The following is a 12,600-nucleotide window of genomic DNA, read 5'->3' as shown; positions in this document are numbered from 1 at the left end:
TGACCCGCCCAGCTTAGTGAAAGTCCAGCATGTCCCAGTTTACCACCATTACCACGACCGAGGCGCTGGCTGCCTTTTGCGCCGATGCGAAGGCACAGCCTTATGTCACCATCGACACGGAATTCCTTCGTGAGCGGACTTATTATTCGCGCCTCTGTCTGATTCAGATGGCGTTGCCGCCTGCCGACAAGGCAAAGGACGGGGGCGGCCCCGCCGTTCTGGTCGATCCGCTTGCGCCGGGCCTCTCGCTGGAGCCGCTTTACGATCTGTTCCGCCATGAAGGCACCGTGAAGGTCTTCCATGCCGCGCGCCAGGATCTGGAGATATTCTTTCACGATGCGGGCATTTTTCCGACGCCGCTTTTCGACACACAGATCGCCGCCATGGTCTGCGGCTTCGGAGAGCAGGTCGGCTATGAAACGCTGGTGCGCAAGATCGCGAAGGACAATCTCGACAAGTCGTCGCGCTTCACCGACTGGTCGCAGCGCCCGCTGTCAAAGGCGCAGCAGGATTACGCGATTGCCGATGTGACGCATCTGCGCGCGATCTACGAGACGCTGAAGGCGCAGATCGACAAGACCGGCCGCGGCCCGTGGGTGGCCGAGGAAGTTGCGATCCTGCTTGACCCCGAAACCTATATCACGCGACCGGCAGAGGCATGGCAGCGTATCCGCACGCGCTCGAACTCTCCTCGCTTCATGGCAATTGTCAGGAAACTGGCCGAATTCCGCGAGGAATACGCTCAGACCCGCAATGTCCCCCGTTCGCGCGTCTTCAAGGATGATGCACTGGTAGAGCTTGCTTCGACCAAGCCGTCAAATGAGGCAGAGCTGGGGAAGTCCCGACTGCTGATGCGCGAAGGCCGGCGGCCCGAGATTGCGCAGGGCATCCTTGCTGCCGTCAAGGCCGGCATGGACGACCCGCACCCGCCGCGGCCCCCCAAGGAAGTTCCCGGCCAGCCCGGAAATGCGGCCTTGGGCGAATTGCTGCGCGTGTTGCTGAAGGCCAAGGCCGATCTGGAAGGGGTCGCGCCCAAGCTTATCGCAACCACGGCAGAGCTTGACGCAATCGCGCAGGGCATGCGCGACGTGCCCGCCCTGCATGGCTGGCGGGCCGAGGTGTTCGGGCGCGACGCGCTGCGTCTTGCATCGGGCGAAATCGCTCTGTCGGCCGAAGGCGGTGTCGTCCGTGTGGTCGAACTGCAATGAGGGTTCGGCTGCGTGCACCGCAGCCCGGTGACAGGCATGCCATTGTCGCGGCGCTTCAGGACCGGGACACCGTGAGCTGGCTGTCGCGTGTTCCCTGGCCCTATCACTTGGCCGATGCGGATCATTTTCTGGACGAGGTGGCGACGGACAAGGATCAGGCGATCCTTGTCGATGGACATTTTGCGGGAATGATCCGACTTCATGGCGAGCTCGGATACTGGATCGCGCCGGACTATCGAAAACGTGGCGTCGCCACGCGGTCGGCACAAATGGCGCTGTTTCGCGCGTTCTCGGACGGAAAATCAACCGTGACCGCGACAAGCTTTGTCGGAAATTCGGCCTCGCTCGGCGTATTGCACCGCGTGGGCTTCGTCGAAACCGGACGCCAGATGGCAACACGCCGGATGGATGGCGAGGAACTGGAACAGATCGTGCTTAAGGCCAGCCCCGAAAGCTTTGCCGCCGCGCTGCATATCAGCACGCGCCGCTGCCGGCTCGACCGGATGACCGAGGCCGATCTGACGACGATGCACCGCATCGCAACCATGCCGCAGGTCGCCCGAATGTTGTTGCGCTTTCATCCCGACCAGACCCCCGATCAGGTGGCCGAGGTGATACGACCGGCAATGGACCCGCTGGATCGCCCCGTCAGACTGGCCATTCGCCTGAATGGTCAATGCATCGGATCTGTCGGGGTCGCGGGCGGCGATGAACCGTCGGTCTTTTATTTCCTTGACCCGGCGATGGCCGGGAAGGGTCTGGCCAGCGAAATCGTGCCCGAATTCTGCGATGCCGTGCAGGACTGGTATGGGCTGGACACGCTGCGGGCAGAGGTTTTTCAGGACAATCCGGCGTCGCGCCGGGTGCTGGAAAAGGCAGGATTTGCCGTCATCGCCGACATCGCGATGCCATCGGCCGGGCGTGCTGCGCCGGAACCCGGCTGGATCATGCAGCGCGGCTGATTACCAGCGCAGAACGACCGCGCCCCAGCTCAGCCCGCCGCCGATCGCCTCTGTCAGGACGATATCGCCTTCGCGGAACGATCCTGCCTCGTCCGCGACCGAAAGCGCCAGCGGAATCGAGGCCGCCGAGGTGTTTCCGTGATCGGCTACGGTCAGCACCACCTTTTCCATTGGCAGATGCATGCGCTGCGCGGTCGCCGCGATGATGCGGGCATTGGCCTGATGCGGCACCAGCCAGTCAACATCTGCGGTGGTCAGGCCGGCCTTGTCGATCGCACGATGGGCGGTTTCGGCCAGTTTCTCGACCGCGTGACGGAACAGCACATTGCCCTGCATCCGCAGCTTGCCCGAGGTGCCGGTCGTCGCGACCCCGCCATCCACATACAGAATGTCACGATAGCTGCCGTCGCTGTTCAGATCGGTGGCCAGAACGCCGCGCTCGCCCTCTGCCGCTTCCAGCACGACGGCACCCGCGCCGTCGCCGAACAGCACGCAGGTTCCGCGATCCTCCCAGTCCATCAGCTTGCTGAAGGTTTCCGCCCCGATGACCAGAATACGCTCTGCCTGACCCGAGCGGATCATTCCGTCAGCATTCGCCAGGGCAAAAACGAAGCCCGCACAGACCGCCTGAACGTCAAAGGCGAAGCCGCGTGTCATGCCCAGACCAGACTGCACCATTGTCGCGACCGACGGAAAAGTCAGGTCGGGGGTCGAGGTCGCGACGATGATCGCGTCGATCGTATCGGCAGCGATTCCGGCGCGATCCAGCGCGTTTTGCGCTGCCTTGATTGCCATATGCGAGGTCGCTTCGCCCTCGGCCGCGAAATGACGGCGCTCGATGCCTGTCCGGGCGCGTATCCATTCGTCCGAGGTGTCGATCTTGTCCTCGAACCACGCGTTTTCAACGATCCGCTCGGGCAGGTAACGGCCGGTGCCGCGGATCACGGCCCGCCGCGTCACGACAGGGCCCCATCGGTGGACGAGGCATTCAGCGCATGCGCTTCCTCGACATTGGCGGCAGCCTCGGCCACGCGGGCGGCAAGGCGGTCCTGAAAGCCCGACTGGGCAAGCTGGAAGGCCAGCTTTATCGCCGCAGAAACCCCGGTTGAATCGGCAGAGCCATGAGATTTGACGACCATGCCATTCAGCCCCAGAAATACCCCGCCATTGACCCGGCGCGGGTCGATACGCTTCTGCAGTCGCTTCAGCGAGGTCAGCGCCAGAACCGCAGCGAATTTCGACAGAATCGACTTGGCAAACGCTTCTTTCAGGAAATCGCCGACCAGCTTCGCGGTTCCCTCGCCGGTTTTCAGCGCGATATTGCCGGTAAAGCCATCCGTCACGATCACGTCGGTCTTGTCCGAAGGCAGATCGCCGCCTTCGACAAAGCCGACATAGTCGAAGCCGCCAGTCTGCTGCGCGTCGGCGATGAGTTCATTCGCCTGCTTCAACTCGGCCCGGCCCTTGTGCTCCTCGGTGCCGACATTCAGCAGGCCGACACGCGGCCGTTCGACGCCAAGACCGTTTCGCGCATAGGACGCGCCCATCAGGGCATATTGCAGCAGGTCCGGCGCGTCGGCGCGGATGTCGGCGCCACAATCCAGCATGACGTTGAAGCCCTGCGGATTGCGCGAAGGCCAAAGGCAGGCGATGGCGGGGCGGTTGACGCCGGGCAGCTTGCGCAGGCGGATCATCGACAGCGCCATGAGCGCGCCTGTATTGCCGCAGGACACCGCGACCGACGCCTCGCCCGCGCGCACGGAATCGACCGCCGACCACATCGACGTTCCCTGCGCGTTACGGATCACCTGACCCGGCTTGTCGTTCATGGTGACGACGCCTGCCGCATCGCGGATCTCGCAGCGTTCGGAAAGGCCACGCTTCTTCGCGATCAAGCGCGTGAGCTCATCCTTCGGGCCGTGGACCACGAAGCGGATGTCGGGGTTCTTTTCGGCGCTTTGCGCGATGCCGGCGACGATTGCCGCAGGACCGTGATCGCCACCCATCGCATCAACGGAAATGACCACGCTGCCCCCTGTCGAGGGGCGGCGTGGTGTATCATTGTCCGCCGTCTGCGTCATGCAGCCTTCTCAGCCAGCCGATCAGGCCGCGTCGTCGTCCAGGTCGATCTCGGTCGACTGGGCCACGATCTCGCGGTCGGCATAGTGGCCGCAGGACGGGCAGACGTGATGCGGGCGCTTCAGCTCGCCGCAGGAGGGGCATTCATTCGGGTTCGCCGCCGACAGTGCATCATGCGCACGACGCATGTTGCGCTTGGAACGGGTCACGCGATTCTGAGGGACAGCCATGTCTCAACCTCGGGTCAGGGGCCGCGCAATCCATGCGGGGCCGGTGTAAAAATGTATCGGAGCCGCGGCAATAGGCGACAACCGTGCCGGAAGCAAGTGAAAACCTGACCGGATTGGATTGGCCCGAGCGCGCGGCCCGTGAACGCCGGAACATAGCGATTCTGCGCCGTTGTGCAAGGGAAGATCGTTGCCGTGACGCGACCGTTACCTGGCGGACACGGCGCGCGAAAGATCCTGCGGCGTATTGATGTTGAGAAATGCGGTGTCATCGGCATCGAACAGCGTTGTCCTTGCGCCATGAGCCTGCGCGAACGGCATTATCTTGCGCTCGCCGCGCAAAAGCGCCTCGTGCAGCGGATGTCGCAGCGAAACCGGCCATTGGCCGATGACAGGATGCGTTCTTGTGTTTTCGCCGACACGTTCGGCCGCAAGGGCCAGGCCGTCCGGGCCGGCAACCTCGGCAAGCGCCTGAATCAGCGTTGCGGGCAGAAATGGCGTATCGCCGGCGACAGAGATCACGACCTTCGCCCCACGCGCCGCCGCCCATTCCATCCCGGCCAGAATACCTGCAAGCGGACCGGGAAAGTCCGGGACCGCATCGGGCAGAACCGGAAGACCGAAGGCGGCAAAGCGCGTGGCATCGCCATTTGCGCTGATCGCCATTTCGCCGCATTGGGGCTGCATCCGGTCGATCACATGCGCCAGCAGAGGTTTGCCGCAAAGATCCAGCAGCACCTTGTCGCCGCCGCCCATCCGTCTGGCGCGTCCTCCGGCCAGAATGACGGCGGGCGGCGGCGCGATCATGCGATGCCGGCCTGAACCAGACCGCGCGCCAATCTGACAAAGGCTTGCGAGGCTGCGCTGTCGGGATGGCTTGCCACGACCGGCACCCCGCTATCGCCGGAAACCCGCACATCGAGTTCCAGCGGCAGCTCCGCCAGAACCGGAACGCCCAGCTTCTGCGCCTCGGCCGAGACGCCGCCATGACCGAAGATATGTTCCTCATGTCCGCAATTTGTGCAGACGTGAACGGCCATGTTTTCGATCAGCCCCAACAGCGGAACGTTCAGTCGGGTGAACATGTCGATGCCCTTGCGGGCATCCAGAAGGGCCACGTCCTGCGGGGTCGAGACGACGATTGCCCCGTCCACATGCGCCTTCTGCGACAGCGAAAGCTGAACGTCGCCGGTTCCGGGTGGAAGGTCGATCAGCAGGCAATCGAGTTCGCCCCACTGCACCTGAAACAACATCTGCTGCAACGCGCCCATCAGCATCGGGCCGCGCCAGATGATCGCCTCGTCCTCGCGGGTCAGCAGGCCGAGCGACATGAGCTTCACGCCATGACCTTCCAGCGGGATGATCGACTTGCCGTCGGGGCTGGCCGGTCGTCCCGAGACGCCCATCATCCGCGGCTGACTTGGGCCATAGACATCGGCATCCAGCAGCCCGACCTTGCGGCCTTCCGCCGCCAGCGCCGCCGCGAGGTTCGCCGCCACCGTCGATTTGCCGACGCCACCTTTCCCCGAGGCAATTGCGATCACATTCTTGACGCCGGGCACGCGTTCCGGCGCATTGGGGTTCTTGCTGGCGGCCTTCGGCTTCAGGTCCGGCGGCGCCTTGTCGCTATGCGCGGTCAGGACGCCCGACACTTTGGTGACACCGGGCAGGGCGCGGATCGCGGCCTCTGCCTCGGCCAGCACGCCTTCCATCACACGCGCATCGGCGGGGTCGATTTCCATGACGAAACGCACTTCACCACCCGGATCGAGCGTAATCGCCCGCGCGATCCCGGCGTCGATCAGATTGCCGCCGCCGGGCGTTGCGATGCCGCGCAGGGCGTCGGTCACGATGTCCTTGGTCAGGGTCATGCCGGGTTTACGCCGCCGCCAGAGCATCGATGATCGGGCCGAAATCGCCCGCCTTCAAGCTGGCGCCGCCGACAAGCGCGCCGTTCACATGGGGAATGTCGAAGATCTCGCCGGCATTGCCCGGCTTCACGCTGCCCCCGTAAAGAAGCGTGACATCATTACCGTCGCTGAAACGCGCGGCAAGCGTTTCGCGGATCAGGGCATGGACCTCTGCAATCTGATCGTTGGTGGGGGTGCGGCCGGTTCCGATGGCCCAGACGGGTTCATAGGCGATCACGGTATTCGCCGCCGTCGCGCAATCGGGAACTGACCCGGCAAGCTGCGTTGCGATGACGTCAAGCGTCTGGCCCCCATCGCGCTGCGCCTCGGTCTCGCCGATGCAGATCACCGTGACCAGACCGGCCTCATGCGCGGCAATGGCCTTTTGTGCAACCTGACCGTCCGTCTCGCCATGATCGGTGCGGCGTTCCGAATGGCCAAGGATGACGTGGCTTGCCCCCGCATCGCGCAGCATTGCCGCCGAAACATCGCCGGTATGCGCGCCGGATTCCGCCGCATGGCAGTCCTGCCCGCCGATCGCGACTTCGCCTGAATGGGCAACCGCAGCCGTTATCAGCGTCGCGGGCGGGCAGATCAGCACATCGCAGCCATTTTCGCGTGCAGCGATTGCATCAAGCTCGGCCAGCGAGGCGGTGAGCCCGTTCATTTTCCAGTTTCCGGCGGCGAGTTTTTTCGGGGCCATCTGATCCTCCTGTTGCTGAACAGCAGGGATAGGGCGCGATGGCCCGGCCTTCAAGCCTCGGGAACGGTTTCGCCGGTCTCGTGATCCAGCTTGAACGACACCGATTCCCCGCAGCCGCAGGCATCGGTCACGTTCGGATTGCGGAACTTGAAGCCTGATTCCAGCAGCCCGGTTTCGTAATCTATCTCGGTGCCGAACAGGAACATCTGTGCGGTCGGCGCGATCAGCACGCGCGCGCCGTTTTGTTCGATGACCTCATCGGCGCGGTCGGCTTCGGCAACCATGTCCATGGTGTATTCCATCCCCGCGCAGCCGCCCTTCTTCAGCCCGATCTTCAGGCCGAAAGCGTCCTTGCCGGTCATCAGCCGGGAGATCTGGCGTTCCGCCGCCGGGGTAATCGTGACCGGGGCCTGTCCGGGGATCGAGAACATGAGTTCACCTTCGTTGCACCCCTATAATCTAGGGCGCGAAACCCGGTTTCTCAAGTCTCAGCCAAGCGGTTCCTCGCCGTGGATCGCGTCCGAGAAGGCGCTGCGGTAAAGCTGCGACAGCTCCGCCAGATCGCCGGCATCGCCCCCCATCTGGACAGCCATGCCACCGAACTGGCCGACCTCGACCGCCGGAACGCCCGCCTTTTCAGCGGCTTTCAGCAGCGCCTCGGCCCCGGATGCGTCGCAGGCCACCAGATAACGGGCCTGATCCTCGCCATAAAGCTGGGCGATATCATCGCTTTGCAGGCGGATGCCGATGCCCGCGCCCTCGGCCATTTCGAATGCCGCCAGTGCAAGGCCCCCGTCCGACAGATCGGTCGCCGCGCGCAGATGGGCGCGATTGGCCCGCAGGAATTCGCCGTTCTGCTTTTCAACGGCCAGATCGACATGGGGCGCGTCGCCTGCCTCGATCCCGAAAGCCTCGGCAGCCAGTGCGGACTGGCCCAGATGACCTGCGGTTTCGCCGATCAGGATCGCCACGTCCCCGTCCTCGGGCCGGCCGGCGATCAGGTCGTTCAGATTTTCCAGCAGGCCCACGGCGCCGATGGTCGGCGTCGGCAGAATGCCCTGACCGTCGGTTTCGTTGTAAAGCGAGACATTGCCCGACACGATGGGCATATCCAGCGCCGCAACCGCCTCTCCGATCCCTTTGATCGCGCCCACGAACTGGCCCATGATCTCGGGCTTTTCGGGATTGCCGAAATTCAGGTTGTCGGTCGTCGCCAGTGGCAGCGCGCCACAGGCGGTCAGGTTGCGATAGGCTTCGGCGACGGCCTGCTTGCCGCCCTCAAACGGGTTTGCCTTGACATAGCGCGGCGTCACGTCGCTGGTGAAGGCAAGCGCCTTGTCGGTGCCGTGCACGCGCACGACGCCCGCACCAAGGCCCGGACGGCGCACGGTATCCGCGCCGACCTGCGTATCGTACTGTTCCCAGACCCACGCCTTGTGGCCATAGTTCGGGCTGCCGATCAGCGCACGCAGCGCCTTTATGGGCGTGATCGCGGGCAGATCGGGCAGCGGCTCCGCCGGCGGCGTTTCGACCCAGGGGCGATCATATTCCGGGGCGCTGGATGACAGCTTTGACAGCGGCAGGTCGGCCATGACCTCGTTGCCATGCAGGATCAGGAAGCGATCCTCGGCAATCGTCTCGCCCACGACCGCAAAATCGAGATCCCATTTCTCGAAGATCGCCCGCGCCTCGGCCTCTTTCTCGGGCTTCAGGACCATCAGCATGCGTTCCTGGGATTCCGACAGCATCATCTCATACGCCGTCATATCCGTCTCGCGCTGCGGCACGTGATCGAGGTTCAGCTGAATGCCAAGCCCGCCCTTGTCGCCCATTTCGACGGCCGAACAGGTCAGGCCCGCCGCACCCATATCCTGAATCGAGATCACGCTGTCGGTGGCCATCAGTTCCAGACAGGCTTCCAGCAGGCATTTTTCGGTGAAGGGGTCGCCAACCTGAACTGTTGGGCGCTTTTCTTCGATCGTGTCGTCAAATTCGGCAGATGCCATAGTCGCGCCGCCGACGCCGTCTCGTCCCGTTTTCGCACCCAGATAGACGACCGGCATGCCGATCCCCGAGGCGGCCGAGTAAAAAATCCTGTCCGCATCGGCCAGACCCGCCGCGAAGGCGTTCACAAGGCAATTGCCGTCATAGGCGCGATGGAAACGCACCTCGCCGCCGACATTCGGCACGCCGAACGCATTGCCGTAAGCACCGATCCCCTCGACCACGCCTTTCACCAGATGCGCGGTCTTGGGGTGCTCCGGCCGCCCGAAGCTGAGCGAATCCATCGCCGCAATCGGGCGCGCGCCCATGGTGAAGACATCGCGCAGAATGCCGCCGACGCCGGTCGCGGCACCCTGATGCGGCTCGATATAGGAGGGGTGATTATGGCTCTCCATCTTGAAGACCACCGCCTGACCATCGCCGATATCGACGACGCCCGCATTCTCGCCGGGCCCGCAGATGACCTGCGGGCCGCTCGTCGGCAGGGTGCGCAGCCATTTCTTCGAGGATTTATAGGAACAATGCTCGTTCCACATGGCCGAGAAAATACCGAGTTCGGTAAAACTCGGCTCGCGCCCGATAATGTCGAGGATGCTTTCATATTCGTCGGGCTTCAGCCCATGCGCCGCGATCAGGTCCTTGGTGATCTCCGGTTCGTTCATGGCCGTCCCTCAAGCTGTGATATGGCGCGCTTTGTTGATCCGCCGCCTTTTACGGCGCAAGCGCTTGAAGGGAAAGGGGCGGGTGCGCGTGTGCAGGGCAAAAAAAAAAGCCGGGCATGAAGCCCGGCCTAAGTCCAACAGGGAGGTGAAGGAGATAAGAGTTGCCTCGATCATCGCCTTCGCAGACCGATTTAGGTGCAGCGTGCCGTCCAATCAAGCGTTAACATGCTGCAGCAGCGACATACCCGATATGCATGTATTACATGGCAACTCGTTCGGGTGACGTTGCGGAACCCTGTTAACGCCCTGCCGCCCAATCCTGCAACGCAGCATTATCGCTGAAATTTCCGGATGTAATGCTTTGCTGCACCGGCTCTGGCGCCCCGGTTTCGGGCAACGGCACGACCGACTGCTCGATCCGCTGCGGGAAGCTGCGGCTGCGGAAGTAATGTGCCTCTCGTGCGCCGAAATAGAACGAAACAATCGCACCGAGCAGCCACCAGAGCGGTTCCGGGACCGTCTGAAGCCCTGCCATTCGCTGCGAAAAGCCGATCGGCTCGACCATCGCATAGACAAAAAGCCCGATCGTTCCCAGCGTCAGCAGCGGACGGGGCAGGCGGTTCATGCCGTTGACGATGTCGTCGAACCAGCCGCGCCGCGCGGCACCGAATTCCGCTGAAAGCTGCGTTATGGCATGACCATAGGCGGCCTCTTCCAGCTCCATCTTGCGGGTGGCATTCTCGCGGAAGATCTCGGTGACGTTGGCAGCGGCATTGGACACTGTCTGCGCAGCAGCCCCCACGCCCAGAAAGCGGTCGATCATGCCCATTTTGCGGTCCTTTCGCGGTGCTGGCCAGCGGTAAGGTGGTATTTTGGCGCAATGAAAGCTTCGGCCCGCGTGATCCAGCCGCCTTTGCCGCCAGCGCGGGTCCGGGCGTATTTGCGGCTGGCGGGCCGAGCATCGGCAATCGCGTAATAGTAGTTCCGGCGCTCGATCCCGTAGGCGTCAACGATGTGCTGGGGCGCGGCCTGCGCAGCAGCGGTGACGGCCGCAACGGTGTTGGGGCCGATCACGCCATCATCGCCGGTCGCAAAGCCCATTCGCGTGACCATGCGCTGAAGGATTTTCACCGCGTTCGCGCCTGCATTCACATACATGTCGAAGACGGTCGCGTGCAGCGGTGCCGGCAGGCGTTCGATCCCCGGTCGTCTGAAATAATGTTCCTTGAAGATGCCAGCGGCCTGCGCACGGGTCAGCGCCTTCACATCCGCGTTGTCAACCCGCCCGTCGCGGTTCAGGTCCAGACCCAGCCGCTGCATGGTGCCGATTGTCACGCCGTAATTGGTCGCCCCGCCCGGATCATCGGGGTCATTCACATATCCCCCCTCTCGCGCCACGATTTCAGTGGCGATCTCATCCACGGATTTCATCCCGTCCCCCTTCATCTCTGAAACGGGGCGAGACTGCGCTTCGGGAATTAACCTTCCGTTAAGAAGACGTGCGTTGCCGGCGATGACTCAGCTGTTCGGGTCCTCATAGCGTCCCGTCGCTTTGAGGGAGTCGATCACCTCTTTCGGCATGTAGTTCTCGTCATGTTTCGCAAGGATTTCGCTGGCGACGAAAGTGTCGCCCTCCATCCGGCCCGTGCCGATCATGCCCTGGCCCTCTTCGAACAAGTCTGGCAGGACGCCGGTGAAGCGGACCGGTACCGAATGAGCGCCGTCGGTCACGGTGAAGCTGATCGTCTCGCCTGCGCCGCGCATCAGGCTGCCTTCCTCGACCAAACCGCCAAGACGAAAGACCTCGTCGGGGGCGGGCATCTGCTCGGCAACCTGGGTAGGGGCGCGATACAGGTTGATGCCGTCGCGGAAACCATAGCCGATCAGCACCGACGCCAATACCAGCGCGAGCGTGGCGGCGACAATGATCTGAATTCGTCTCTGTTTTTTCAGCGACTTCATGCGAATTCCTCAGGCAGAATCAAAGCTGATCGGCATGCGCAGGAACTGAGTCGCCTTGGACGACACGCGGGCCGGAGTCCCCGTCGTCAGGCATTTCGACTCGGTCCCGCTGCCGATGAATTCCGGGCGGCGTTCAAGATAGTCAGCAAGGCTTTCCGCAACGAGGCTGGCCTGACTGAACAGCGTCACGTCGGGACCAAGCGCCTTCTGGAACGAGTCCTGCATGAAGGGATAATGCGTGCAGCCAAGGATCGCGGCCTCGGGGTGGGGCATGCGGCGCTTCAGCGCCTCGACATGGCTGGAGATCAGCGCTTCGGCAAGGATTTCGTCGCCATCCTCGATCGCATCGACCACGCCGCCGCAGGGTTGCGCCTCGACATCGACACCAATGGCGCGGAAAGCCAGCTCGCGCTGGAAGGCACGGCTGGCAACGGTGGCGGGGGTCGCGAACAGGGCGACATGCTTCACCGCCACTTCGCGCGGCGGAGAGTTGTCGCCCCATTGCCGTTCGGTCAGCGCCTCAATCAGCGGAACAAATACGCCCAGTACGCGCTTGTTTTCAGGGACAAATTTTTCCTGCATCCGACGAAGCGCAGCGGCAGAGGCCGTGTTGCAGGCAAGGATTACAAGATCGCAACCCTCGGTCCAAAGCCGTTCGGTCGCGGCACAGGTCAGATCATAAATGTCATCAGCCGTGCGCACGCCATATGGCGCATGGGCGTTGTCGCCGAAATAGACCAGCGGCAGATCGGGCAACCGGTCGCGGATGGCCTTATAGACGGTCAACCCGCCCAGACCTGAATCGAAAATGCCTACTGCCATCTGCCGCCCCTGTCAGTTCAGATCGCGACATAAGCCGCGACCTGAAAAAAGTCCATGAGGC

14 protein-coding genes are annotated in these 12,600 nt (G+C 63.2%); 2 read left to right on the top strand and 12 right to left on the bottom strand.

The window, feature by feature from the left end:
- The first annotated feature begins 29 nt into the window (after positions 1-29).
- Together rnd and FQV27_RS04010 are read left to right on the top strand one after the other, a co-directional pair.
- Positions 30-1,208 (top strand): ribonuclease D, encoded by a 1,179-nt coding sequence (gene rnd, locus FQV27_RS04015; protein WP_147096505.1) that lies wholly within the window; start codon positions 30-32, stop codon positions 1,206-1,208.
- Positions 1,205-2,170, top strand: a complete 966-nt coding sequence (locus tag FQV27_RS04010; RefSeq protein ID WP_147096504.1) for a GNAT family N-acetyltransferase — start codon at positions 1,205-1,207, stop codon at positions 2,168-2,170. The genes rnd and FQV27_RS04010 overlap by 4 nt, the downstream gene beginning before the upstream one ends.
- Here the strand turns inward: FQV27_RS04010 and FQV27_RS04005 are convergent, their stop codons facing one another.
- The 12 genes from FQV27_RS04005 to FQV27_RS03950 all read right to left on the bottom strand — a co-directional run bounded on the left by FQV27_RS04005 (position 2,171) and on the right by FQV27_RS03950 (position 12,539).
- Complete coding sequence (locus FQV27_RS04005; protein ID WP_147096503.1) at positions 2,171-3,130, bottom strand: beta-ketoacyl-ACP synthase III; 960 nt, start codon at positions 3,128-3,130, stop codon at positions 2,171-2,173. It lies immediately after the preceding gene.
- The gene (plsX, locus tag FQV27_RS04000; RefSeq protein ID WP_147096502.1) at positions 3,127-4,251 is read right to left on the bottom strand and encodes a phosphate acyltransferase PlsX; all 1,125 of its coding nucleotides are present in this window, start codon (positions 4,249-4,251) and stop codon (positions 3,127-3,129) included. Before plsX ends, FQV27_RS04005 begins: the two co-directional genes overlap by 4 nt.
- 21 nt (positions 4,252-4,272) lie before the next feature.
- Complete coding sequence (gene rpmF / locus FQV27_RS03995; protein WP_147096501.1) at positions 4,273-4,479, bottom strand: 50S ribosomal protein L32; 207 nt, start codon at positions 4,477-4,479, stop codon at positions 4,273-4,275.
- Positions 4,480-4,683: 204 nt separating this feature from the next.
- Entirely contained in the window at positions 4,684-5,283 is a 600-nt protein-coding gene (gene mobA / locus FQV27_RS03990; RefSeq protein ID WP_147096500.1) for a molybdenum cofactor guanylyltransferase MobA, read from the bottom strand.
- Positions 5,280-6,347, bottom strand: a complete 1,068-nt coding sequence (locus FQV27_RS03985; RefSeq protein ID WP_147096499.1) for an Mrp/NBP35 family ATP-binding protein — start codon at positions 6,345-6,347, stop codon at positions 5,280-5,282. Before FQV27_RS03985 ends, mobA begins: the two co-directional genes overlap by 4 nt.
- 7 nt (positions 6,348-6,354) lie before the next feature.
- Positions 6,355-7,089 carry a triose-phosphate isomerase gene (tpiA, locus tag FQV27_RS03980; protein ID WP_147096498.1) on the bottom strand — a complete coding sequence of 245 codons (735 nt, stop codon included), beginning with the start codon at positions 7,087-7,089 and terminating at the stop codon, positions 6,355-6,357.
- A 50-nt stretch (positions 7,090-7,139) separates the two neighbouring features.
- Positions 7,140-7,520 (bottom strand): HesB/IscA family protein, encoded by a 381-nt coding sequence (locus FQV27_RS03975; protein ID WP_147096497.1) that lies wholly within the window; start codon positions 7,518-7,520, stop codon positions 7,140-7,142.
- A 57-nt stretch (positions 7,521-7,577) separates the two neighbouring features.
- Positions 7,578-9,755: a phosphoribosylformylglycinamidine synthase subunit PurL gene (gene purL / locus FQV27_RS03970; protein WP_147096496.1), complete on the bottom strand. Its 2,178-nt coding sequence runs from the start codon at positions 9,753-9,755 to the stop codon at positions 7,578-7,580.
- 298 nt (positions 9,756-10,053) lie between these two features.
- Positions 10,054-10,584, bottom strand: coding sequence for a holin family protein (locus FQV27_RS03965; RefSeq protein WP_147096495.1), 531 nt, complete (start codon positions 10,582-10,584; stop codon positions 10,054-10,056).
- Positions 10,575-11,186: a holin-associated N-acetylmuramidase gene (locus tag FQV27_RS03960; RefSeq protein WP_147096494.1), complete on the bottom strand. Its 612-nt coding sequence runs from the start codon at positions 11,184-11,186 to the stop codon at positions 10,575-10,577. The genes FQV27_RS03965 and FQV27_RS03960 overlap by 10 nt, the downstream gene beginning before the upstream one ends.
- Positions 11,187-11,273: 87 nt before the next feature.
- The gene (ccmE, locus tag FQV27_RS03955; protein WP_147096493.1) at positions 11,274-11,717 is read right to left on the bottom strand and encodes a cytochrome c maturation protein CcmE; all 444 of its coding nucleotides are present in this window, start codon (positions 11,715-11,717) and stop codon (positions 11,274-11,276) included.
- A gap of 9 nt (positions 11,718-11,726) precedes the next feature.
- A complete protein-coding gene (locus FQV27_RS03950) occupies positions 11,727-12,539 on the bottom strand; it encodes a glutamate racemase (RefSeq protein WP_147096492.1) in 813 nt (270 codons plus the stop codon).
- Between the last annotated feature and the right edge of the window lie 61 nt (positions 12,540-12,600).

The sequence above is a fragment of the Paracoccus aurantiacus genome, assembly GCF_007993065.1.
GTDB classification, from domain to species: Bacteria; Pseudomonadota; Alphaproteobacteria; order Rhodobacterales; family Rhodobacteraceae; genus Paracoccus; species Paracoccus aurantiacus.
This window is presented reverse-complemented; position numbering and strand designations above follow the sequence as displayed.

Bases quoted from the DNA above. Each gene is read 5' to 3' on its own strand.
- rnd (WP_147096505.1), top strand. From the start codon at position 30: ATGTCCCAGTTTACCACCATTACCACGACCGAGGCGCTGGCTGCCTTT.
- FQV27_RS04010 (WP_147096504.1), top strand. From the start codon at position 1,205: ATGAGGGTTCGGCTGCGTGCACCGCAGCCCGGTGACAGGCATGCCATT.
- plsX (WP_147096502.1), bottom strand. From the start codon at position 4,251: ATGACGCAGACGGCGGACAATGATACACCACGCCGCCCCTCGACAGGG.
- rpmF (WP_147096501.1), bottom strand. From the start codon at position 4,479: ATGGCTGTCCCTCAGAATCGCGTGACCCGTTCCAAGCGCAACATGCGT.
- mobA (WP_147096500.1), bottom strand. From the start codon at position 5,283: ATGATCGCGCCGCCGCCCGCCGTCATTCTGGCCGGAGGACGCGCCAGA.
- FQV27_RS03985 (WP_147096499.1), bottom strand. From the start codon at position 6,347: ATGACCCTGACCAAGGACATCGTGACCGACGCCCTGCGCGGCATCGCA.
- tpiA (WP_147096498.1), bottom strand. From the start codon at position 7,089: ATGGCCCCGAAAAAACTCGCCGCCGGAAACTGGAAAATGAACGGGCTC.
- FQV27_RS03975 (WP_147096497.1), bottom strand. From the start codon at position 7,520: ATGTTCTCGATCCCCGGACAGGCCCCGGTCACGATTACCCCGGCGGCG.
- purL (WP_147096496.1), bottom strand. From the start codon at position 9,755: ATGAACGAACCGGAGATCACCAAGGACCTGATCGCGGCGCATGGGCTG.
- FQV27_RS03965 (WP_147096495.1), bottom strand. From the start codon at position 10,584: ATGGGCATGATCGACCGCTTTCTGGGCGTGGGGGCTGCTGCGCAGACA.
- FQV27_RS03960 (WP_147096494.1), bottom strand. From the start codon at position 11,186: ATGAAATCCGTGGATGAGATCGCCACTGAAATCGTGGCGCGAGAGGGG.
- ccmE (WP_147096493.1), bottom strand. From the start codon at position 11,717: ATGAAGTCGCTGAAAAAACAGAGACGAATTCAGATCATTGTCGCCGCC.
- FQV27_RS03950 (WP_147096492.1), bottom strand. From the start codon at position 12,539: ATGGCAGTAGGCATTTTCGATTCAGGTCTGGGCGGGTTGACCGTCTAT.